Consider the following 19,448-nt stretch of genomic DNA (forward strand, 5'->3'; position numbering starts at 1 on the left):
GGCAAGGCAGGCCCAGCACGCAACGGTGATGTGCCATGCGTGCAGAACGTTGATCGCGTCAAGGGCTACGAACGCGTGGATCACAAGGAACGCATGCCAAGTGAGCAATGCCTGGCACGCGTGTCAGACCCGAGGGGCGTGCAACACCTGGCGGGCGTGCCACACCCGAGGTGTTAGGTACGCCAGCCGTGCCCCGCTAGCCTGCCGGGCGATGCGGGCCCCGCACGCCCGCCATATCCAACTTGCGAGGAACACATGACCGCTACGACCGCGGTCGTCCTGTCGGGGAAGGGCGGGACGGCCAAGACGCTGTGGCAGCTCACGATGGCGGGCGAGGCATCACGCGCCGGCTACCGGACGCTGCTGATCGACATCGACCCGGAGCAGAACCTCTCGCACCGGCAAGGGGCTGGGGCGCACGTGACCGGGCTGGGGGAGGTGCTGAACGACGCCGGGATCGCCTCCGGGGCCGACGACTCGGAGAAGGGCGCGAAGCGGGCCCTCGCCGAGATCCGACCGGCCGCGTGGCCCGGGGTCGACCTGATCCCGGCCGGCGCGAGCCTCCAAGGGTTCTCCCAGGTCGCCATCGGCGACGCCTACCTACTGCACGACATCCTCGAGGACGCCGAGCTCTACGAGCGGTACGACCTCATCCTGATCGACACCGGAGGCCGCACCGGCGCCCTCGTCACACAGGCCATGTACGCCTCCGACGTCGCGTACGCCCCGATCGGCCCGACAACCGACGCGATCCGGAAGGCCCGCGAGGCCCGCGATCGGGTCCGGAAGATCCAGCGCTCGCACGCCCTGCGGTGGGCGGGGGTCGTCATCACTGGGTTCGACGTCCGCACCGGCATCGAGGACGCGATCCGGGCGGAGGCCCTCGACGAGTTCGGCGACGACGTCCGTGCCGAGGTGCCACGACGGGCCGCAGTGAACGAGGCATTCCAGGTCGGCGAACGCCTCGGCGACCGCCCCGACGTCGCCGCACAGGGGCTCGCGGGGATCTTCCGCGGGTTCCTCGAGCGGGACCTGATGGGCCGCGGTGACCACCCGGCCGGGGTGCTCCGGTGAACCCGCCGTCGAAGGCGGACCGGCTCCGCCAGCGCCTCAACCGGCCGGCCCCGGTCGACCCGGACGCGCCCGAGGCCCCGCCGGTCCCCACGATCGTCCCCGCACCGGTGGCGCCGGCCGCCAAGCCCGAACCGGCCACCCCGGAGGAGACGGCCGTCGAGCCGTCCCGGCCCACGCCGCGACGAGCGACCCGCCGCCCCGGCTCCGCGCGGCCGACGCCACCGGTGTTGAACGCGTTGGAGGACCCGGACATCGAGCCGGGCCGCAAGGACTACCGGTCGTTCTACGTCGACGACGCCCCGTTCGCCCGGTACCGGGCGGCGATCTACTGGGCGTCACGGAATCCGGAGACCGCGGACGAGGTCGCCGAGAACATGAGCGCGGACGTCGAGGCGCACATGTTGGAGGTCGCGGCCGAGCTGGAGCAGCGGCTCAACGGTGGGAAACCGTTCCGGATGCCGCCCGCGACGAAGCGCCGCGGACGCAAGCCACGCAAACCGGGCCAGTGATGTAAGACGGGCCCGGCGCGTCGGTTGCAACACCGCAACAGCGGCCGATTAGGTAGGACCACCCCAGGAAAGGAGCGGTCCCCATGCCCGCACCGACCCAGCCCATCACCGGGACGATCACCTGGTCCGCGGCCCCACCGGACCCCGAGCACAGCCCGCCCCCGCCGCGCCCCGTCGGTCGCGGACGGAAGACACCGCCGTCGACGGTCCGCCTCCACGAGGAGGCCAGCACCGCGCTGTGGGAGGCGTTCGTCCGCGCCAAGCAAGAGGACCCGTTCCTGACGTACACGGCGTTCGCGTCCGGTGTGGTGAAGGCCGGCCTCGCCGTCTGACCACTGGCACGACGAACGGCCCCCGTCCGCACCGAGTGGTGCAGGCGGGGGCCGATCTCGTTCCCGGTCAGGACACCGCGATCCGCGCCGTCACGTCGTGGACCCGACGGGCCCGAACCCGGTACGGCGGCTGCCACGACGACGGCCCCCGCACATCCCGGGTCGTGCCCGACCCGCGCGCCGGTTCCGGTCGGGCGATCACCCACACCGCCGGATCCCCGGCAACGCCGGTCGCGACCGCGCCGTCCGGGGAGACGGTGCGGGTCGACGTCGGCGCAAGCACCGGTGCCGTGCCGACACCGTGGGCCGGGATGATCCGCACGAACCGGCCGAACAGGTCGACCGGTACGGCGATCCCACGGCCACGCGCCGACGCCGGCAGCGCCTTCGCCTTCGCCTTCGCCGCGGCGGCGCCGTACGCCGCCGCCGTGCCGGACCGGATGTCGATCCGCACCGGGGGAGCGGTCGCCCCACCCGATCCGCGGGCCGGGGCCGGGCGGGCGACGACCCGCGGGCCGGGCGCCGTCGAGGTGCCGTGCCCACCCGGTGAGTCGGGGTGGACGTCGACGGCCGTCGACGCGGCAGCGGAACCGTCACCGGTCGCCGCGTCGATGACGTCCCGGACCGAGGCGGACACCTCCGGGTCGGGGGCGTCACCGTGGCCGGTCGCGGCTGCCGCGGTGGCGGTGACCCGCGTCCCGGGTGCCGTCGCCTCACCGTGGCCGAGCTGGGTGGCCGCCGAGGCGGCGACGACGCTGCCCGCGGCCGCGGTTCCGCCTGCGGCCGCGGGGACCGCCCCCAACCGGACCGTGGTGGTCGCTGCGGCGGGCGTCCCGACACCCCGCCCCGCGGTGGGGCGTGCGTCCACCTCCGGGCCGGGGTCGGCGGCGTGCCCGGCCGCGACCGCCGGGGCCGCCGGTGTCGACACCGCGGGCGTGGTGGTGGCGCCACCGTGCCCGTGCGCCGGCGCCGGCCGACCGGTCGCGCCGGTGACGTACGCGGTGGCAGCACCGGCTCCGTGTGCCGGGACGGGGTGGGCGGTGACGACCGATGCCGCCGCGGCCGAACCGGTGCCGGTGGCGGTGCCCATCGACGCGCTGGCCGCGACGGTCGCGGTCGAGGTGCCCGCGGCCTTGGCCGGGTCGGGTCGGGCCGCGATCCCGGCGGCGGCCGCCGCGGCACCGGTGCCGCTGGTGGTGACGGGTCGGCGTGTGCGGCCCGTCGGCGGAGTCGACCGGCCGTCACCGCGGGCCGGTCCCGGTAGGGCGCCCGTCACCGGTCGGGCGTCGGCGGTGCCGGACCCGTGGGCCGGGTCGGCGACGACCTCGGTGGTGGCCGCTCCGGTCGCGGCGGCGTGGGCTGCACCCGCACCGCGGGCCGGGCCAGCGGTCACCGTGACGGCCGTTGACGCCTCGGGGGACGTCCCGACCGCGGTAGCCGAGTCGGCGACGGCAGCGGCCATCGTGACCGGCGCGGCCGCCGCGCCCACACCGTCGGCGGCGGCTGGGGTGCGACGGATCGACGTCGACACCTCGACGTCCGCCGCGACACCGGTCCCGGCCGCGCCCACCGGGCCTGTGGTCGTGGTCGTGGCCGGGTCCGGTGCCGTCCCTGAACCGTGAGCCGGCTCGGGGCGCGCCACACCGGGCACCGACACCGCCGGGGCGCTCGCCGCCCCGACGCCCGCGGCGGTCACCGCGGGCACCGTCACCCGGGCGGCGGCGGCCGTCTGCCCGGACCCGGTCGCCGGTGGGGCGTCGGCGGTACCTCGACCCGACGCCGTGGGTGTCGCGGTCGAGCCGGCACCGGTCGCGGACGCTGTCACGGTGACGGCGGTGGTCGCGGCCGCGGCACCCGACCCGGTGGCCGGGGCGGGTTCGGCGTGCGCCGTGGCGGACAGCCCGGGGGTCGCCGCGGAGCCGTTCGCGCTGGCCGGCGCCGCTGCCGCGGTGACCGCGACCCGGCCCGGGGTGGCGGCGCCCGCCCCGGGTGCCCCGCCGGTGCCGACGTCGACGCCCGCTGTCGGGGTGGCCGCGGTGCCGGACCCGTCCGCCGGTTCGGGTACGGCGATGACCACCGGCGGGGCCGGTTCGGCGTCGGTCCACGACGTCGAGTTGTGCGGGGCGCCGGTCCACTCCGCGTCGGGATGGGTGCCGTCGAAATACGGTCGGGTCACTGCCCACCTCCTGGTCCGGGGCTACCTGTGGGCGCGTCGACACCGGCCTCCGGCATGAGCGCGGTGATGACGAACGGGACACCATCCGCCGACCGGGCCGTGACCAGCCCGGCGACCGCGTTGGACGGGACGATCATCGGCTGCCGCAGGCTGTAGGGGTGTGGCTCACCGGTGACCGGGTTGGGCGGGGCGCCCGGGTCGCGGGGCTGGTCGCGGATGACGATCCGCGTCGGCACGCCGGCCGGGCACTCCACGCTGGTGGAGTTGGACACCCGCGCGCCGTCCGGGATGAACGAGCCACCATCGACGGCCGTGTAGAAGTCCACCCCGCACGTGACCGTCGTCGCGGACTCGGCGATCACGACCACGGACACCGTGATCCGGTCGTCCCCGTCGTGCCAGTTCGAGTCCGACACCAGGAAGCGGCCCGTCGCGCACTCGCCCTCGTCGGCTCCCAGGCCGGTGGTGACGCCGTCGACGCCGGTCACGGTGACCTGCTCGCCGCCCCACCACATCGCCGGACCCGACCCGGGGACGGCGCCGAACTGGGGGTTCAACGCCAGGTTGACGCGGACGGTGGACTCTGGCCCGGGCAGGGCCCGCACCTTGATCCTGTCGGTGGACGTGCCGCCGCCGGTCGCGGCGTACTGGAGCACGTACGTCCCGGGCAGTGTCGGGGTGAACTCCGCGACCGCCGTGGTCGCCACGGTTTCGCCGTGACGGTCCGGGCCGGACACGATCGACCAGGCATGCCCGGTCGCGGCCGCCCCGGCGTACCCCGTCACGGTGACGGTGTCACCGACACCGACGGCGCGGTCCCGGCCGGCGAACGCGCCGGGCCCGATCTGCCGCGCCGCCGGGGGATAGATCCGGGCCCAGGCGATGTCGTAGGTGCCCGCCTGCGGCGTGTCGGTGATGCCGTCGGCGAAGTTGTCGTACTGCAGCGTCAGGTGCCCGGACGGCATGTCCTGGATCGGGGCGACCCGGTAGTCCTCCTCCTCGCCGGGCCACTGATCGGGGACGGCGCCGTCCCCGATCCCGGAGAACTCGTACCAGAACTCCCCGTCGACCCAGCACCGCACGCCGTCGGTGTCCCACTCGAAGCCGTAGTTGTGCCACTCGGTCAGGTCGATCCCGCCGGGGTGGATCGCCTGCTCTTGGCTGTTCCGCTGCGGGGTCCACGCCTGGTGCGGGTAGTGGATCCACGCCTGCGCCGCCGCCGCGCCGGACGGGGTCTCGAGGAAGTCGTACTCGCCGTCCTCGGGCCACACCTCACTCTCGGGCCAGATGATGCCGAGGGCGTTCATCGGGCGGGTGCCCGTCGCGGCGTCCCGGTCGAACCGGGCCCGGATCTCCCACCGGCCGTACTGCTGGTCGAACCGGGACGCGACGGCACCCTGGTCGCCGTTGGCATCGCCACGCAACCGCAGGAACGTCTCACCGCCCTCGGTGATGACGGAGGCGTTCTGCGAGTTGCGCAGCCCGTTGCCGTGCGGGTTCGGCCAGGTGCCGTGCGCCCCGGCGCCTCCGTTGGCGTCGTGGTCGTAGCCGTAGGTCGACCAGCGGACCGGGTCGGGCAGTCCCGGGGTGTCGAACTCGTCCGACGCCGGCAGCGGCGCGCCCCAGCCGAACCGGACGGCGGCCTCGTCGGAGTCGGGCGGTTCCGGTTCGCCTCCGTCGCCGGGGCGGAGCGCGAACGAGATTCCGCGGCCGGGTTGGGCGCCTACCTGGTACAGCGACGCGTTCCACGGCCCGGCCGGTCCGGGTGTGCCCGGCCAGCACCTCATAGTTCGGGTCGACAACGATCGGCTGCTGCCACCCGAACCGGGCCAGGGACCGGGCCACCGCGTCGACCGCGGCCGGCGGGATACGGCGCGGGTTGTCGTCGGCGAGCCGCAGCTTCCCCGTGGGGACGGCGACGATCTCACCGAGGTCGGCGATCCCGTCGGTGGGGCGCTCGGCGGTCATGGGTGCGGTGCCTCCTTGCGGCGCGGTGCGGGGGAGCGGTGGCGGCGTGCGGCGAGGGCGGCGGCGCACCCGTCGCAACACCACGGCCGGGTGATCGACTGAATCCAGGTGCCGATCGGGATCCCGACGATCACCCCGACGGCGACGGCCACGCAGAGCGCGATGAACACGTCCAGGCGGGACGCGAGCTGGAGCACCATGCCGTCACCCCCCGCGGCGGAAGCCGACGCACACCGCGGTCGGCGCATCCGCGGGTTCGTCCTGTGTTGCGTTCGCGACGGACGTGCCACCGATCAGCAGCGCGGACGCCGCCAACGCGGCCAGCGCGATCATCCTCGTGCGCATCGTGACGTCCTCCGGACATGGCGAGGGCCCCGCCGGTCGACGGGGCCCTCGGGGGTGTGGGTCAGGAGGCGGCGCGTGGGCCGCCGGGAGTGTTGGGGTCCCCGATCTCGCAGGACGGGTCGCACTCGGTGTCGGTGCAGGTGATCGCGTGGTACGCCACGGTTGCCACGATGCCACCGGGTACCGACACCCCGTCGGCTATTGGCCTACGGCAGGAAGGGTCCATCCCGCAGGCGCAAGACGTCCTGTGTCGGGGCTGATGTGGAACTTGAGCAGAGGCCACATCGGTCGGGCCGGAACCCAATAGCCTTCACGCTCGTCGACGGCGGCCGAGTGGTCCAGCGTCGGCGTGCCGTCTGCGGTGACCATGTGCCGTTCCCAACGGAGCGGCTGCCAAGCCTCGTCGCCGACGAGCACCCCGAACGGGACGAGCTCACGGAGATTCACCGTCGGGCCGTGGATGCGCCACTCCCGCTCATGAGTCCAATCCGATCGGGATGTCGGGGTCGTCTCGTAGCGGACGGCCCACTCGGCGGCGGCGGTGCCCCGGACGGCGGCGAACTGCTCGGGACGCGCGTACCAGACCGGCCCGCCCCCGGCGTCATAGACCGCCTGCCGGCCGAACATCACGCCCCACGGCGGGAACCCCTGCTCCTTCACCAGCCAGGCGATGTGATCCGCCGATGCCTCGGACATGCTGACGGCGTGCTGCGTTGCCCCGAACGGGATGGTCGAGCGGATCGCACCGTCCCAGAGGATCGACGTCAGCCGATCTTGTGGAGTCATCTCCGCTATCTTCGGATCGCGCCCGGGGTTCGGGCGTCGCCACTCGGGCCGTCCAGTGAAGTGGATCAGCCAGGCGCTCTCAGCGGGTCCGGGGGGAGCCAGAGGGCCCTTACTTATGACAGGTTGCGCGGGCGCGGGGGTAGTCACAGCACGCCCCGCATCGCGTTGTCGCGCCAACGGTCGGCGGCGCGGGCGTACTTCATCACGACGGGCGAGGTTGGGCTCCACCCACCGTGACGTGCTGCGATGCCAACCGGAATGCCAGCCTGGAGCGCGGCGGTGAGGCCGCCGGCGCGGAGGCTGTGCGGGCTGTACGCCTCGGGGTCCGGGATCCCGGCGCGGGTGATCGCGGTACGGACGATCTCCCACACGACCCGGACCGGCATGGCGCCGGCGCGCGGGGTGCCGTGCTTCGTGACCGACCGCAGCAGTGGCGTCGTCGGTTCGAGGGCGGCGGGGTCCGTGACGAGCTCCCCGAGCCGGGCGCGGTACGTGGTGTACGCGGTGACGGGGCAGACCGCGGGCAGGGACGCCGGCGGCAATGGCACGACGCGGCCGGCGGAATCCTTGTCGGTCTTGGAGGTGCGGACGGTGACCTCGAGCCCGTCGGGGACGGTCGCGATGTCGCCGAGGTGGAGGCTGACGACCTCGGACTGTCGGGCCATCATCGCGAACCCGAGCACGAGCACGAGGCGGTTCCGCAGGCCGACGTAGGTGTCGGTCGGGAATGTGCCGACCATCCGGACGAGGTCGTCGCGGGTGATCGGGCGAGCCTCGCGCTGTCCGCGGCCGGCCTGGGCGCGGGTGCGCTTGTAGCCGCGGAGCAGCTGGAGTGCGCCGTCGATGGCCGGCTGGTCTCGGTGCCCGGCAAGCCGGTGCATCGTGCGGATGGCGCCGACGCGACTGGAGATCGTGGCGGGGGCGCGGTCGCGGTCGATGAGGTGCCGGACGAACTCGGTGAGTGTCTCCGGGGTGGCGGGCAGAGGGACGCGGTCGTTGTCGACGCACCAGTCGAGCCACTCGGCACGGGCGGCCTTGTAGGTGCGGCTGGTGTTGTCGGGGACCGAGTCGGCGATCATCTGCCGGGTGCGGTCGTCGAGGTGTCGGTCGACGGCGGTGTAGGGGACCGGCGCGGCCCCGGAACCCGAGGCGGTGACGGGCACCACAGTGGCGTTGACAGGTTCGGGCGGGTGCGGCATGCGCCGATCCTACCCGCTCAACAGCCGATAAGATGCCTTATCGGCTGCCAAATCCAGAGCCCGCCGAGCGATGGCAGGACCCGACGTCCACGCTCCGCACCTGCCCGACAAGCCGCAGAGTGACGTCACGAATGACGTCATATCCCGGCTGTGCTGTCACCGATGATGTCATCGAGCCTCGACCGTTACCATTGGAGCCGCACCAACACCGCACTGCAGACCGTCCCGGTCAGCGTGCAGCTGGTGGCGAAGACCGAGCTCCTCCCGCGCCACGACGAAGGGGCAGGGCCCTTGCACGGCCCTGCCCCTCGCGTCTCGTCGTGTCGCCCGAGCGAACTCGGGATCGGATGACCGACTATAGACAGGATAACTCGCTATGAGCGACCTCAGTAACCGGGGCGCACCCGGGTATCTAAACCCGGAATCCTTCGGCGGAATCATCTACGGCCGGGACGGCGTCGCGTTCCGCCGGGTCTGCGTCCTGCTCGTCCTCGTGACCATCCTGGTCTTCGCGGTCGGCTGGACCGCGGGGGTGATCGTCCCGCCCGCATAGCCGGCGCGGCGCACCCGCCCGAGGCACACGACGGCCCCGCCCGGTTTCCGGGTGGGGCCGTCTGGGGTCAGCGGTCGCCCTCCGCTCGGTGCCGGTGCGGCTCATGCGCCGGCCCCGGGGTGCCTCCGTGGTGGCCTCCGGGCGGCAGGGCGGGCGGCGGTCCCGGGACCCAGCCGGTGGGCCCGGCCGAGGGGAAGTGCTGCTGTCCGGGGGCGTTCCACTGCGGATTCGGCGGAGGATCCTGCCGCCCAACAGGAATGAGGATCGCGAGCAGTGACACCGGCACCATAAGCCAGCCCATGCCGAAGGTCAGGAACCCGATCAGCAACCATCCGAGCGCCCACATGGTGCACCAGATGATCCAAAAGATTCGTGCGTTGCTCACCGTCACGCCCCGTTCGCCGATACCCGGGTCGGAGCGTGCTCTCCGACCGGAACAGCATTGCGGGGCAGGCGCCGGGTGGCAACCAGTTCATGCCGAAATGACAGGGGTCGGCCTACGATGAGGTGCTGACGCAGCGGCTAAACGTAACAACGGCCGCGCCGTCGACGACGCACTGTCGCGCCCTCCCTCGACGATGGGACACCGTGTGGAACCGCCTGCCCCTCGACATGACGCTCGGTCGGTCGCCCTGCACTACACCAGCAAGATCGCCAGCCACCTGTTCGCGAACCGGGTTCCGCCGCCCGAGATCGAAGTCCGCACGGACTTCGCTCCCATGTTCGCCCCCAACGAACGGATCTGGGTCCAGGGCCCTTACACCCTTGAGGAATTCAGCGCGACCGGTGACGGGACCTACGAAACGAGACACACCATCGTCGGTGGCACTGGTCTATTGGGGATGACGATGTTGGCCGCCACACTCGGCGCCAGCGCCGCCGGTAACAAGCGGCGTCGGCAGCAGGCGGCCGCCGCGATGGTTCCCCACTGGCACGTCGTCGACCAGGGAACCATTTTCGTCAGCTACCTCGGGATGTACATGCAGTCGACGAACGGGTTCTTCACCTGGCCGTGGGGGGCGATCCCGCAGGGGGACCTTCCTCAGCCCGAGGTGTTCGCGTTCACCGGCATGACCCCCAACGGTTCGGTACAGCTTGCGGTCAACTCCGTGTGGGCGGAGCTGGTGTTCGTCGCGTGGGCACTCGCCCGCCACCGCCGCCATCCCCGGCTGCACGACGGGTCATGGTGGCCGGACGGCTGGCACGGGAACCCACCGGACCTCAAGGCGCTCGGCGGGTAGGCCGAGGCCCGGTGGCCCGGCTCACCGGCGCCTGGCCGGAATCCCGACGATGGCCTCGGCCAGCCAGTACGCCGTGTAGGCGGCGGCCGCGAGGACGGTCGGAGGGACAACGACAGGTGCGGCGAGCACCGTGGTCGCGGCGACCAGCGGGAGATCCCGCCACCAGCCGTCACGACGGCCGCCCCACAGGGACCCGTACCGGACGCCGCACCACATGATCCAGCGGCGGACGAACGGGGTGCCGGTCTCCCGGAGGACGCGGCGGAAGATCCCATCCGCGTCCCGGTGCGTCACCACGCCCGTCTCGATGCCGTCGGTGACCAACCAGTCGTGCAAGATCGCCGCCCGGGTGTGCGCCCCGGTCCGGTCGATGAACCACCGCAGCACCTGCGGGATCGTCGCGAAGTCGGTGCCGAACCCGGCGGGGACGGTGAAGTGCTGCCACCGGCCGTCGTACTCGAGGGGCTCATTCAGCACCCACAGCGGACCGCTGGTGCTGGTCACGGTCACAACGTCCGAGGTGAACGGCATCCCGACCCCCTCACGGTTGGTCGCGGCGGGCGGCGACGGCGAACGTCAGCGACGCCGCGGTCAGCGACAGGGACGCGCCGGCGGTGACCGCGGTGGCCCAGTCCGGGACCGGGCCGAGCACGGCGACGATCAGCTGCCGGCCAGCGATGAGCATCAGCGCGGCGCCCATCAGCCGGAGCGCGAACACGGCGTTCGGGGTCACCGCTCCCCCGCCGCTGCCGCGCGGTCGAGAAGCCACCGGCCGGTGAGGTGGAGGCGGAGCCCGAGGTGGGTGGTGCGGACCCCGGCCGTCCAGTGGACGCGGGTCCCGATCCAGTGGCCGGCGTCATGACGGCGCGGCCCGCCCGGTCCAGGGCCCGGCCGGTGTGGCGGGTCATGGCCGGGTCAGCCGCCGCAGCAGTCGGTGGCGCACCTGCCGGGGTCGCGGCCGTCCGGGGTGTCGATGCTGCGGTTGCGGTTCGCGCGGCGTTCCACGGCGGCGAGGAGCTTGTCGACGAGACCGACGATGGCGTCGTCGTCCTCGTCGGCGGCCGCGTCACCGTCGGGGCCCGCCGGGTCGGCGGTGTCGGTGAATCCGTCCGCGGGCCCGTAGAACGTGATCTGGCTGGCGCGGAGGACGGCGTCGTCGATGGCCTCGGGGGCGGCCGGCTCCGAGCGGATGTCGGCGGTGACGAACGCGCCCGGCCCGTATACGCCGACGACTCCGTTCGACCCGTCGAGCACCTCGACGTCGCCGTGGGTGGTGCGGACGACCCGGACCCCGGTGGGGTGTTCCTTCACGAGCGTCGCCATCGTGTCGCCGAAGGGGTGAGCGTAGCGGACGGACACGGGCATGCGGGGTTCCTCCTGGTCAGGGGTGCGGTGGCAGGGGGTGCGGGTCGCCCGGCGAGAACGTCGGATGCTCGTCTGTACTCAGTGCCGACCGGCTTGTCCGGGCGGCTGGTGCAGGTGCCGGGCGACCCGATCCCCCGGTGGCCGCCGCCGAACCCGTGGGTTCGCGAGGGGGAACGGCGGGCCGAGGTCGATGGGGTGGAGCGCCTGGCCGCGCCCTCCGCCGGTTGTCTCTCCGGGGGGTCGCTGGCCAGGCGCTCCGCGTCTCCGGAGCTGTCGCCGGACGCCCCCCGCACCGGGGCGTCATCGGACGGTTGTCGACGGAGACGGGTAGGGCTGCGGAACGGGCGGGGTGGACGCGCCGCGCGGTCGTCCATGTGGTTGCGCCAGCAAGGCGCCACCCCGTCGGGGTTCTCGCAGGTCAGGGGATGCGGAAACGACGAACGCCCCGCACCTGGTGGGGCGCGGGGCGTTGGTTCGTCCGGGGGTCGGGCCGGTGTGCGGGGACACCTCTGCCGACGTGACGGGACGATACACGAAACCGTTTCGGCCGCAGTGGATCACCCGGGGGCGGGCGTGTCCGCAATTGCATCCGGTCGTTCCCGCCGGGTACCGGCGTCCTGGTCCTGTGCGCGGGCCAGGTGCTCGGCGATCGCGAGCACCGGCCAGTACAGGTGACCGACGGGGCGACCCTCGTCCATCGCCTGCCGCAGGTAGGCCACCAGGTCGGCGGCCTCCTCCGCGGCGTCGCACACCGGGTCCCTCCCGTTCCACGCCGTCAGCGGGGTCCCGTACTTCCGGAGCCCGAACTCGGCGCGGTCCCGCAGCATCCCGGCGATGCTCACGTAGCCGTACCGGGTCGCGTCGTCGGCGGCCGCGACGTGCACTGACGCCCCACCGGTCGGGATCGGCGGTGGTTGCGCGGTCGCGGGCCGGTCGGTCCGGTCGAAGTCGGCGCGCTCCCCCATCACCGGCTCCGCTCGGGCAGCCGCGCGAGGTCGGTCGCGAACCGGATGGCGGTCCGGTACCGCCCGAACCGGGACTCGCGGCGCTGCCCGCGGTGGCCACGCCACACCACCGTCCAGTCCCGAATGCCATCTCGGTGGGTCGCGACGACCGCGGGCCGGCCCGGTGGCGGCTCGTCCGGGGTGAGGACGCGGGCGGCGAGGATCGGGCCCCTCACCGGGCGTCCGCCGTCCGGCCGCCGGGCACGGTGGCGCCCCGCTGCCCCTGGTAGTGCGATCCGAGCTCGGCGGCGCCGTACGGGTACTCGGCGGGCCGGTCGAGGACGTCGAACACGAGCTGCCCGATCGGCATCCCCGGTTCGAGCGCGATCCGGCACGGCCCCACGACGGACAACTCCAACGTGATCTGGCCGTGGAACCCGGGGTCGATGAACCCGGCCGTGGCGTGCACGACCAACCCGCACCGGCCGAGGGTCGACTTCCCCTCCAGCTTCGCGGCGACGTCGGCGGGGAGCCGCACCGTTTCCAGGGTGTGGGCGAGCACGAAGTCGCCGGGTTCGATGACGAACACCTGCCGCCGCCCGTCCGGGTCGCGGGACTCGAGGTGGCAGGTGTCCCAGCTCGGGTAGACCCCGCGGGACGGGTACACGATCGACGGGGAGTCGCCCGGCAGCAGCCCGGGTGCCCGCATCGTGCGGAACTCGCCGCCGAGGCGGACGTCCAGCGACGCCGGCTGCACGAGCGCCGGGTCGTACGGGTCGACCAGCATCCGCTCGAACTGGACGCGCTCGATTTCGCTGTCAGACAGCGGCATCCGGGGCCCCTTCCGGTGCGCACGAGGCGAGCGCGGCCGCGGCGTCGCGGTCCCGCCCCTCGGGTTCCCACACGACGATCACGGGGCCGTCGGCGTGCAGCTGCCGCCAGGTGCGGGACTCCCCGCGGAACCCTTCCGGGCGCGGCGCGGGAAACCACAGAACATCCCGGCGCGTGGACCAGCGGTCGATCTCCCCGGGGAGTCGCTGGAACGCGACTCCGCGGTGGTCGACGGCGATCGCGTTCCCACCCGGTTCGGGTGGGAACTCGGCGGCGAGCACCCGAGGGGACACCGCCGCCCCGGGCCGGATCGTGATCTGCTCGGGGATCACAGGTGCCCCTCCCCCGCCGCCGCACGGTGCTCGGCGGCGCCGCGCATCATCCCGACCCAGTCGACCCCGGCGGCGGGGTCCCGGGTGAGGGTGACCTGCTGGAGGGCGGCCTCGATGAGGAACGGCACGGCGACGGTCGCGGCCTGCGCGGCGCGTTCGTGGTGGCCGTCGTCCCACTCGGACCGGGCCAGGTCGAGGAACCGGTCAGCGGTGGCGCGGTGGTCGATGCTCATCCGGCGGACTCCACGGTCGTCGTCGCCAGCGGCGCCGCGTCCAGCTGGAGGGGCCGCTCGGACAGCAGGTACGACACCCCGGCGCCGAACTCCAGGATGGTGCCGGTGCCGGCCTCCAGGCCGAAGTACTGATCGCACCCGGACCCGGAGTAGTAGGTGCCGTCGATCCCGGGGAGCCGCGTGACACCGGCCCCCTCGGCGCCGAACCGGTGGAGCTGCTCGGTCGGGGTCAGCGACGTGCAGTACGACACCGGGATTCCCTCGAGCACGTAGTAGCCGATCGGCTGCCCGGTGCCCTGCGCGAGGAGGTAGACGTAGGACAGCTTCCCCGGTTCGGACCACTGCTCCGCCCACCGGTTCAGGGTGTTCCGGGCCGGGGAGTACGACATCCCGGCGGCGGGCTGGTTGGCCTGGAGCTGGTCGTAGGCACCGAGGTTCGTGGTGGCTTCACGGTCGGCGGTGGACGGCTGCGAGTCGCAGCCGGCGAGGACGAGCGTGGCGGCGGCCGCGACGGCGGCGGTCAGGAGGCGTCGCATCGGGTGGGCCCTTCCTGGGGGATCTCGGCGGGGAGGTCCGACGCCCGGAACTCGGCGCGGGTCCCTTCCTTCCGGGCGTCGGCGTTGTACTGGTTGATCGCGGACGCCCGGGATGCCTCCAGGGCGGTGAGGTTCTGGCGGAGCTGCCCGGCGCGGGCGGGGTCGTCGGTGGTGTCGAGCTCGGCGCGCTGCGCGGTGATCGACGCCTCGCGGGACTGGATCGCGGCGCACAGGTCGTAGAACCGGTCGTGGGCGGCGATCCGGTAGTTCGGGTCCGCGGTGACGCGTTCGTTCTGTGCGACGTCGCCGCGGAACTCGGCGGTCTCCTTCCGGAACGTGCCGAACCCGTACACGGCGATGAACGCCAGGGCGATGATCACGGCGACGGTGCAGGCGCCCCAGGCGAGTGCCCGCCCGGACATGTGGATCATGGAGTCTCCTCGGTGGGGGGTGCGCCGCGGAGCGCGGCGAGGTAGTCGACGACCTCCCGCTCGGCGTAGCCGTCCGGGTGGCGGATCAGGTGCCCGGCGCGGGTGCCGCGGGTCGTCCACAGCGACACCGTCTGTGGTTCGACCCCGGCGAGGCGGGCGACGTCCTCCCGGGTCAACCACTCCCCCGCCGCCGGCTGCGGTGCGGCACCGAGCCACGTTTCGCCGTACTGGTGGGCCTGGGTGCGGATCCGGTCCGCCGCCGCCGGGTCGGCGGCGGCGAGGGCGTCGAGGGCGGCGTTCGCGAGGGTCCGGGCCCGGTCGATGGGCCGGTCCGTCGGGATCGGCCACGCCGACCGTCCGGGGCGGGCGGTGCGGCGGTCGTGCCGGTCGTGGCGGGTGCGCTGGTCCCGGGTGGGGCGCCGCTGGGCGATCACCGGAGCACCCCGAGGCCACCGGCGAGCTCGTCGAGCATCCGCTCGTACTCGTTGTCGCCCATCGGGTGCCAGCAGAACCGGCACACGATCCGCCGGTTGCGGTGTTCCCGGACCAGGGCGGGACGCTGGCATTTCGGGCACGGCAGCTTGCACCGGTCCGACGGGGTGCGGCCGGCGAATCCCTCGACGGTGCGGCGCAGCGCGAACATCACGAGGGCACCCTCGACGCCGTCCCGTTCGATCCACAGGTCACCGTGGTCGTCGGGTTCCATGCGGTCGATCGACTCGACCGGCCAGCCGTCGGTGGGGCGTTCCCCCGCGGACCGGACGCGGTGCCACACCGGTGGCATCCCGAGGAGCCACTCGTAGCGGTACGCGAGGAGCTGGGCGCCGTCGTGGACGCGGCGGCGCTGCGAGGAGCGGGCCGCGACGTCGGAGTCCCAGTCGACCCCGGCGAAGTCGGCGACCGATTCCGCCCACGAGGTGACCTCGTGGTCGATGAGCGCCTGGAGGTCGAGGGCGGTGCCGTCCAACGGCATCGGGGAGTGCAGCTTCACCCGGGGTGGCGGGCCGGGGAGGTCCGGGGACCGGTAGCGGACCGCGAGGGACGGCGCGAGCAGCGTGGACAGCTCGGCGACGTCGTACGGGAGCCCGGCGATCGCGTACCGCAGGTAGCGGACGCAGGTGTCGCAGAACGCGCCGCCGGTGGTGGGGGCGCCGACGTACACGGGTGGGCCGCCGGGGGTGGCGGCCGCCTTGACGGCGTCGACGCAGTCCCGTTCGCGGACGCATCGGCCGGTGGCGCCGGCGGGGAGCGTGGGGTCGTGCTCAGGCATCAGGGGGTGCGGTCCTTGCTCCTGGTGGGTGGCGGCCGGCCCGGGGCGGCTCGGGGTGCGGACCCCGGGCCGGCCGCGTGGATCAGCGGCGTGCGCCGGCGGGGACCTGGCGGGCGCGGGCCCGGAAGCACCGGCACACGCCGCGGGGTTCGCCGTTCTCGCGGTGGGGGGCGTCGGTGCGGTATCCACCGACGACTCCGCCGCAGACGCAGAGTGCGCCCGCGGTGACGGCGGCGTCGAACTCGGCGACGTAGCCGGCGCCGGGGGCGGCGGGGCGGACCTGCTCGCCGGGGTGCGCGAGGACGAGGCGGATGTCGCTCACCGGGCGGCTCGGGTGGCGCGGCGTGCGGCGCGCTGGGCCTTCCGGTGGGCGCGGCGGTCGCGGTAGCCCTGTTCGACGGCCGGGGAGATCCACGGTTCCTGTTCGTCGGCGGGGAGCGCGGCGTTCGCGGCGTGGGCGGCGTCGAGGCGGGCCGCGGCGGCGCGGTCGGCGGCGGTCCAGTCGTCGCGGCGGGCGAGGGGGTGCCGAGGCAGTGGGCCGGGGCGGTTCACCGGGCGGGGGCCGCCGGTGGTGCCGCGTCGTCCGGCGCGGCGGTGGTCGGCCCGGTTCGGGACCGGGCGGGGGGCGGTGTCGTCACCGGCGGTGATTCCGGCGGCGCGCAGCAGCGCGTCGAGCATGCGGGTTCGTCCTCACAGGGATGGGGGTGAGAGGGCGCGAGGGGTCGGCGTAGGAGCGGTGTCAGCGCGGCGATGGTTGCCGCGGTGAGGAGCGCTGTAACGGCGTCCCGGGCGAGACCGAGCAAGCGGTCATTGATCGCGCCGGGCGACGTGGTGTCGCCCGGCGCGGTCTGGGCCTGCCTGGCGGTTCGGCTCCGTGCGTGGGGTGGCGCGCGGGGCGTGTGGGTCCGTTCCGTCGGGGTGTGACGGGCCGGCCTGGGGTTGGGCCATGCGTGTGCCGCCTTGGGGTTGTTCGGCAGGTGTTGCATCTGTTCGGTCCCCGGGTTGGGGCCCGGATGGGGGCGGACCGATCAGGTGCGTTGCCGTTCTACACCGCGCGCGGTGTGATGCAGGACCACTCCAGTGGGTGACGGGCCCGGGTCGCTGCGGTTGATCTTGCGGTCTGGGTTGTTCTGTCTCATTTGTGCGCAGGTGGGACGGTTGAGAGCGCAAGAACGATCACGCGCCAATGTGGATTCTGTGATGTCCACCATGGCCGATGTTGCATCTTGCAGTCACCTTACGGCGGTAACACCGCAGGTCAGACGCCCGATAGGGACCAACGGCCCCCCATATACGCAACCGCCCCACCGGGCCGAACCGCGCCCGACGAACCGCCGGTTCACCAACCTGTGCTACCCGGCACACGCCCCCCGCGCGTCAACCGGCCGACGCCCCCACCAGATCCGCCGCATCGAACAACGGCACCATGCCCAACTCCGCGAGCGCACGAGCCCGGGCGTCCGCGACCTGCCGGGGGCGGTCATGCGCCAGGTGGCACCCCGGACACCACGCCGCGATGTTCTCCGGGCGGACGTCCTCCGGGGTGTGGTTCCGATGCCCCGCCTGCAAGATCACCAGCGCACCGGACCCGTACGCCGGCATCCCCTGCCGGTTCCGGCACCGCCCGTCGAGCGGCTCCAGGTGGCCGTTCACGCGGCCACACTCGCCGAGGCACACGCACCGCCACCCGGCGCGGACCTTCGCGTCGTAGGCGATGCGATCCCAGTCCGGCGGGTAACGGTGCAACTGGTCAGGGCGGATCGGCATGACGGACCTCCCCATAGGTCAGTCCCTCGCCGTGCGGCAGCGAGGACCTCACCAGTGAGTATGCGCTAAAGCTATCGAAAGCGTCGAGCCCATAGCCTCTGGCGCCGCAGCCTTGCTCTCCTGACGTCGGGAGCGAGGCACTCCAGCACCGGCGGCAGGCCCCCCTCCATCAGCGTCCCCCGGCTGTCGGTCATCCAGACGCGACCACGCACATCGACGAAGGTCACCACGGCGTGATTCGACGGCTTCCCTTCGTCATCTCCAAGGGACCCGGCGGGGATCGGGATCTCGCGGAGCTCGCCGGGCCCGAGCACGGACGGCACCAGCGTGAAGCCGCGCTGACTCCCCTCGTCCGCACCAGCCACGATCAACGGCCGAATAAGACGGTCGGAATGGTTCCTCAACAGCACGACGCCCTCCGTGTAGGTCACCACCACCTGGGCTGCCTGGTCGCGCCTCTGGTCGTTGACCTGTCGCCGATAGACCTGGACTGCGACGATCAGTGCTCCCGCCGTGCCGAGAGCGCCGATCGTCTGCGCTATCGCGTTGACGATGTCCCAGCCGGTGGTCATGGCCGGTCCGGGCACAGTCGGCCGAACGCGGTCACCTGCACCGTGACGACCTCCGTACGCCCCAGGGACGGGTACGCGTCCGACACGGCGTCGAGCTGCTGCTGCTGGGTGTGAGTGCCCTTCATGCCGCAGGCGATCTCCCCCATCGCGACCAGCTCCCGCGACGGCCACTGGGACTGCATCACGTCCTGGACCTCGTCGATGTAGGCGGCGACGTCCGACGGCGGGGTCGGCGTCTCCTGTAGGGCGGGTGCGATCACCCCGAGGCACAGGGCCGCGGACACGGCCGCGCCGGTGAGGAACGTCGCCGTGTGGCGCAGCCAGGGGGACATCGTCGTCACGGTCACACTCTCCCTGTCTCCCTGGGGCGGGTGGCGTTACGGCCACGTGGGGGCACCGGCCGCCACCGGACGACCGTGCACCCGCACGACCGGTGTCGGCAGCGGCCCGCCACCCGCTCGTGGTTCGCGGCGACGTGCCCGCACCGGCATCGGTCGTCGGGGTCGACGACCGCGGTGGCCGCGTCGTCGTGGGCGCCGACGAACAGCACCCGGAACCGGCCCGGCAGCGTCGGGTTCCGGACGGCGCCGTCGTCGTCGGCGGACCGCCATCCCTCGGGCATCCGCAGCAGCGCCCCGGCCGGCGCGAGGTACCGCGGCGGGTCCGGCTCCAGTACGACGGCCGTCCCGAGTGGCAGCCGGTCCAGGTCGGCGGTGGTGACGATGTCGCCCTCACTGGTCACGGGCGCTCTCCTGTCGGGTCGGTGCGGGCGGCGGGAGGAACATCCCGCCGAAGATCACGGCGAACGCGAGCCACGGCTCGATGGCGCACCGCGCGGCGACGACCGCGGCGGCGGCGACGTCCCGGGCGACCGCGGTCACCGGTGGCGGCGCTGGTGGTCGGCCTCCTGGGCGACCGCCCAGCCGGCGGCGGCGAGGAGCGCGGCCACGGCGGCGGCCGCGGCGGCGGTGGCTACGACGACGA

Annotated in this window: 30 protein-coding genes and 1 pseudogene; 5 read left to right on the forward strand and 26 right to left on the reverse strand. The window is 73.4% G+C overall.

Annotation, left to right across the window (positions count from 1 at the left end; translation table 11 throughout):
* Window positions 1–255 precede the first annotated feature (255 nt).
* The 3 genes from AB0J24_RS23630 (at window position 256) to AB0J24_RS23640 (ending at window position 1,915) form a co-directional block, all read left to right on the forward strand.
* A complete protein-coding gene (locus tag AB0J24_RS23630) occupies window positions 256–1,074 on the forward strand; it encodes a ParA family protein (protein ID WP_358684919.1) in 819 nt (272 codons plus the stop codon).
* The gene (locus AB0J24_RS23635; protein ID WP_358684922.1) at window positions 1,071–1,583 is read left to right on the forward strand and encodes a hypothetical protein; all 513 of its coding nucleotides are present in this window, start codon (window positions 1,071–1,073) and stop codon (window positions 1,581–1,583) included. Before AB0J24_RS23630 ends, AB0J24_RS23635 begins: the two co-directional genes overlap by 4 nt.
* An 83-nt stretch (window positions 1,584–1,666) precedes the next feature.
* Window positions 1,667–1,915, forward strand: coding sequence for a hypothetical protein (locus tag AB0J24_RS23640; RefSeq protein ID WP_358684925.1), 249 nt, complete (start codon window positions 1,667–1,669; stop codon window positions 1,913–1,915).
* A 67-nt stretch (window positions 1,916–1,982) separates the two neighbouring features.
* On the opposite strand, the gene AB0J24_RS23645 is transcribed toward AB0J24_RS23640, so the two are convergent.
* The 7 genes and pseudogenes from AB0J24_RS23645 to AB0J24_RS23675 form a co-directional block, all read right to left on the reverse strand.
* Window positions 1,983–4,091 (reverse strand): hypothetical protein, encoded by a 2,109-nt coding sequence (locus AB0J24_RS23645; protein ID WP_358684927.1) that lies wholly within the window; start codon window positions 4,089–4,091, stop codon window positions 1,983–1,985.
* On the reverse strand, window positions 4,088–5,893 hold the full coding sequence (locus tag AB0J24_RS23650) for a glycoside hydrolase family 16 protein (RefSeq protein WP_358684929.1): 1,806 nt from the start codon (window positions 5,891–5,893) through the stop codon (window positions 4,088–4,090). Before AB0J24_RS23650 ends, AB0J24_RS23645 begins: the two co-directional genes overlap by 4 nt.
* A gap of 16 nt (window positions 5,894–5,909) precedes the next feature.
* A pseudogene (locus AB0J24_RS23655) lies at window positions 5,910–6,059 on the reverse strand (hypothetical protein); the annotation flags it as partial.
* Window positions 6,056–6,259: a hypothetical protein gene (locus tag AB0J24_RS23660; protein ID WP_358684931.1), complete on the reverse strand. Its 204-nt coding sequence runs from the start codon at window positions 6,257–6,259 to the stop codon at window positions 6,056–6,058. The gene AB0J24_RS23660 and the pseudogene AB0J24_RS23655, both read right to left, overlap by 4 nt.
* Window positions 6,260–6,263: 4 nt before the next feature.
* Window positions 6,264–6,404, reverse strand: coding sequence for a hypothetical protein (locus AB0J24_RS23665; protein WP_358684933.1), 141 nt, complete (start codon window positions 6,402–6,404; stop codon window positions 6,264–6,266).
* 198 nt (window positions 6,405–6,602) lie between these two features.
* Entirely contained in the window at window positions 6,603–7,190 is a 588-nt protein-coding gene (locus tag AB0J24_RS23670; protein WP_358684935.1) for a hypothetical protein, read from the reverse strand.
* Between the two features lie 143 nt (window positions 7,191–7,333).
* A complete protein-coding gene (locus tag AB0J24_RS23675; protein ID WP_358684938.1) occupies window positions 7,334–8,389 on the reverse strand; it encodes a tyrosine-type recombinase/integrase in 1,056 nt (351 codons plus the stop codon).
* 376 nt (window positions 8,390–8,765) lie between these two features.
* Between AB0J24_RS23675 and AB0J24_RS23680 the strand changes: the two genes are divergently transcribed.
* The gene (locus tag AB0J24_RS23680; protein WP_358684940.1) at window positions 8,766–8,942 is read left to right on the forward strand and encodes a hypothetical protein; all 177 of its coding nucleotides are present in this window, start codon (window positions 8,766–8,768) and stop codon (window positions 8,940–8,942) included.
* A gap of 590 nt (window positions 8,943–9,532) precedes the next feature.
* Window positions 9,533–10,183, forward strand: coding sequence for a hypothetical protein (locus AB0J24_RS23685; RefSeq protein WP_358684943.1), 651 nt, complete (start codon window positions 9,533–9,535; stop codon window positions 10,181–10,183).
* 21 nt (window positions 10,184–10,204) lie between these two features.
* Here AB0J24_RS23685 and AB0J24_RS23690 read toward each other — a convergent pair whose 3' ends face one another.
* From AB0J24_RS23690 to AB0J24_RS23780, 19 genes are all read right to left on the reverse strand, one after another.
* The gene (locus AB0J24_RS23690; protein WP_358684945.1) at window positions 10,205–10,687 is read right to left on the reverse strand and encodes a DUF1353 domain-containing protein; all 483 of its coding nucleotides are present in this window, start codon (window positions 10,685–10,687) and stop codon (window positions 10,205–10,207) included.
* 37 nt (window positions 10,688–10,724) lie between these two features.
* Window positions 10,725–10,916, reverse strand: coding sequence for a hypothetical protein (locus AB0J24_RS23695; protein WP_358684947.1), 192 nt, complete (start codon window positions 10,914–10,916; stop codon window positions 10,725–10,727).
* 182 nt (window positions 10,917–11,098) lie between these two features.
* Entirely contained in the window at window positions 11,099–11,548 is a 450-nt protein-coding gene (locus AB0J24_RS23700; RefSeq protein ID WP_358684950.1) for a hypothetical protein, read from the reverse strand.
* Between the two features lie 557 nt (window positions 11,549–12,105).
* The gene (locus AB0J24_RS23705) at window positions 12,106–12,513 is read right to left on the reverse strand and encodes a hypothetical protein (protein WP_358684953.1); all 408 of its coding nucleotides are present in this window, start codon (window positions 12,511–12,513) and stop codon (window positions 12,106–12,108) included.
* A complete protein-coding gene (locus tag AB0J24_RS23710; RefSeq protein ID WP_358684955.1) occupies window positions 12,513–12,728 on the reverse strand; it encodes a hypothetical protein in 216 nt (71 codons plus the stop codon). The genes AB0J24_RS23705 and AB0J24_RS23710 overlap by 1 nt, the downstream gene beginning before the upstream one ends.
* A complete protein-coding gene (dcd, locus tag AB0J24_RS23715; RefSeq protein ID WP_358684957.1) occupies window positions 12,725–13,324 on the reverse strand; it encodes a dCTP deaminase in 600 nt (199 codons plus the stop codon). Before dcd ends, AB0J24_RS23710 begins: the two co-directional genes overlap by 4 nt.
* Window positions 13,311–13,655, reverse strand: coding sequence for a hypothetical protein (locus tag AB0J24_RS23720; protein ID WP_358684959.1), 345 nt, complete (start codon window positions 13,653–13,655; stop codon window positions 13,311–13,313). The genes dcd and AB0J24_RS23720 overlap by 14 nt, the downstream gene beginning before the upstream one ends.
* A complete protein-coding gene (locus AB0J24_RS23725; protein ID WP_358684962.1) occupies window positions 13,652–13,888 on the reverse strand; it encodes a hypothetical protein in 237 nt (78 codons plus the stop codon). Before AB0J24_RS23725 ends, AB0J24_RS23720 begins: the two co-directional genes overlap by 4 nt.
* Window positions 13,885–14,424 (reverse strand): hypothetical protein, encoded by a 540-nt coding sequence (locus AB0J24_RS23730; RefSeq protein WP_358684964.1) that lies wholly within the window; start codon window positions 14,422–14,424, stop codon window positions 13,885–13,887. Before AB0J24_RS23730 ends, AB0J24_RS23725 begins: the two co-directional genes overlap by 4 nt.
* Complete coding sequence (locus AB0J24_RS23735; RefSeq protein ID WP_358684967.1) at window positions 14,409–14,855, reverse strand: hypothetical protein; 447 nt, start codon at window positions 14,853–14,855, stop codon at window positions 14,409–14,411. Before AB0J24_RS23735 ends, AB0J24_RS23730 begins: the two co-directional genes overlap by 16 nt.
* Window positions 14,852–15,289 (reverse strand): hypothetical protein, encoded by a 438-nt coding sequence (locus tag AB0J24_RS23740; RefSeq protein ID WP_358684969.1) that lies wholly within the window; start codon window positions 15,287–15,289, stop codon window positions 14,852–14,854. The genes AB0J24_RS23735 and AB0J24_RS23740 overlap by 4 nt, the downstream gene beginning before the upstream one ends.
* Window positions 15,286–16,125, reverse strand: coding sequence for a hypothetical protein (locus AB0J24_RS23745; RefSeq protein ID WP_358684971.1), 840 nt, complete (start codon window positions 16,123–16,125; stop codon window positions 15,286–15,288). The genes AB0J24_RS23740 and AB0J24_RS23745 overlap by 4 nt, the downstream gene beginning before the upstream one ends.
* 82 nt (window positions 16,126–16,207) lie before the next feature.
* On the reverse strand, window positions 16,208–16,447 hold the full coding sequence (locus AB0J24_RS23750; protein WP_358684974.1) for a hypothetical protein: 240 nt from the start codon (window positions 16,445–16,447) through the stop codon (window positions 16,208–16,210).
* Window positions 16,444–16,803 carry a hypothetical protein gene (locus tag AB0J24_RS23755; protein WP_358684976.1) on the reverse strand — a complete coding sequence of 120 codons (360 nt, stop codon included), beginning with the start codon at window positions 16,801–16,803 and terminating at the stop codon, window positions 16,444–16,446. The genes AB0J24_RS23750 and AB0J24_RS23755 overlap by 4 nt, the downstream gene beginning before the upstream one ends.
* 699 nt (window positions 16,804–17,502) lie before the next feature.
* Entirely contained in the window at window positions 17,503–17,892 is a 390-nt protein-coding gene (locus AB0J24_RS23760; protein WP_358684979.1) for a hypothetical protein, read from the reverse strand.
* 71 nt (window positions 17,893–17,963) lie between these two features.
* Entirely contained in the window at window positions 17,964–18,464 is a 501-nt protein-coding gene (locus tag AB0J24_RS23765; RefSeq protein WP_358684981.1) for a hypothetical protein, read from the reverse strand.
* Window positions 18,461–18,805 carry a hypothetical protein gene (locus AB0J24_RS23770; RefSeq protein WP_358684984.1) on the reverse strand — a complete coding sequence of 115 codons (345 nt, stop codon included), beginning with the start codon at window positions 18,803–18,805 and terminating at the stop codon, window positions 18,461–18,463. Before AB0J24_RS23770 ends, AB0J24_RS23765 begins: the two co-directional genes overlap by 4 nt.
* Before the next feature lie 2 nt (window positions 18,806–18,807).
* A complete protein-coding gene (locus AB0J24_RS23775) occupies window positions 18,808–19,206 on the reverse strand; it encodes a hypothetical protein (RefSeq protein ID WP_358684987.1) in 399 nt (132 codons plus the stop codon).
* Window positions 19,196–19,345, reverse strand: coding sequence for a hypothetical protein (locus AB0J24_RS23780; RefSeq protein WP_358684989.1), 150 nt, complete (start codon window positions 19,343–19,345; stop codon window positions 19,196–19,198). The genes AB0J24_RS23775 and AB0J24_RS23780 overlap by 11 nt, the downstream gene beginning before the upstream one ends.
* Window positions 19,346–19,448 lie beyond the last annotated feature (103 nt).

The organism is Pseudonocardia sp. NPDC049635 (assembly GCF_040659795.1).
Classification (GTDB): Bacteria; Actinomycetota; Actinomycetes; order Mycobacteriales; family Pseudonocardiaceae; genus Pseudonocardia.

Bases quoted from the DNA above. Each gene is read 5' to 3' on its own strand.
- AB0J24_RS23630 (WP_358684919.1), top strand. From the start codon at position 256: ATGACCGCTACGACCGCGGTCGTCCTGTCGGGGAAGGGCGGGACGGCC.
- AB0J24_RS23725 (WP_358684962.1), bottom strand. From the start codon at position 13,888: ATGAGCATCGACCACCGCGCCACCGCTGACCGGTTCCTCGACCTGGCC.
- AB0J24_RS23730 (WP_358684964.1), bottom strand. From the start codon at position 14,424: ATGCGACGCCTCCTGACCGCCGCCGTCGCGGCCGCCGCCACGCTCGTC.
- AB0J24_RS23675 (WP_358684938.1), bottom strand. From the start codon at position 8,389: ATGCCGCACCCGCCCGAACCTGTCAACGCCACTGTGGTGCCCGTCACC.
- AB0J24_RS23755 (WP_358684976.1), bottom strand. From the start codon at position 16,803: ATGCTCGACGCGCTGCTGCGCGCCGCCGGAATCACCGCCGGTGACGAC.
- AB0J24_RS23765 (WP_358684981.1), bottom strand. From the start codon at position 18,464: ATGACCACCGGCTGGGACATCGTCAACGCGATAGCGCAGACGATCGGC.
- AB0J24_RS23735 (WP_358684967.1), bottom strand. From the start codon at position 14,855: ATGATCCACATGTCCGGGCGGGCACTCGCCTGGGGCGCCTGCACCGTC.
- AB0J24_RS23670 (WP_358684935.1), bottom strand. From the start codon at position 7,190: ATGACTCCACAAGATCGGCTGACGTCGATCCTCTGGGACGGTGCGATC.
- AB0J24_RS23660 (WP_358684931.1), bottom strand. From the start codon at position 6,259: ATGGTGCTCCAGCTCGCGTCCCGCCTGGACGTGTTCATCGCGCTCTGC.
- AB0J24_RS23705 (WP_358684953.1), bottom strand. From the start codon at position 12,513: ATGGGGGAGCGCGCCGACTTCGACCGGACCGACCGGCCCGCGACCGCG.
- AB0J24_RS23745 (WP_358684971.1), bottom strand. From the start codon at position 16,125: ATGCCTGAGCACGACCCCACGCTCCCCGCCGGCGCCACCGGCCGATGC.
- AB0J24_RS23680 (WP_358684940.1), top strand. From the start codon at position 8,766: ATGAGCGACCTCAGTAACCGGGGCGCACCCGGGTATCTAAACCCGGAA.
- dcd (WP_358684957.1), bottom strand. From the start codon at position 13,324: ATGCCGCTGTCTGACAGCGAAATCGAGCGCGTCCAGTTCGAGCGGATG.
- AB0J24_RS23640 (WP_358684925.1), top strand. From the start codon at position 1,667: ATGCCCGCACCGACCCAGCCCATCACCGGGACGATCACCTGGTCCGCG.
- AB0J24_RS23700 (WP_358684950.1), bottom strand. From the start codon at position 11,548: ATGCCCGTGTCCGTCCGCTACGCTCACCCCTTCGGCGACACGATGGCG.
- AB0J24_RS23665 (WP_358684933.1), bottom strand. From the start codon at position 6,404: ATGCGCACGAGGATGATCGCGCTGGCCGCGTTGGCGGCGTCCGCGCTG.
- AB0J24_RS23760 (WP_358684979.1), bottom strand. From the start codon at position 17,892: ATGCCGATCCGCCCTGACCAGTTGCACCGTTACCCGCCGGACTGGGAT.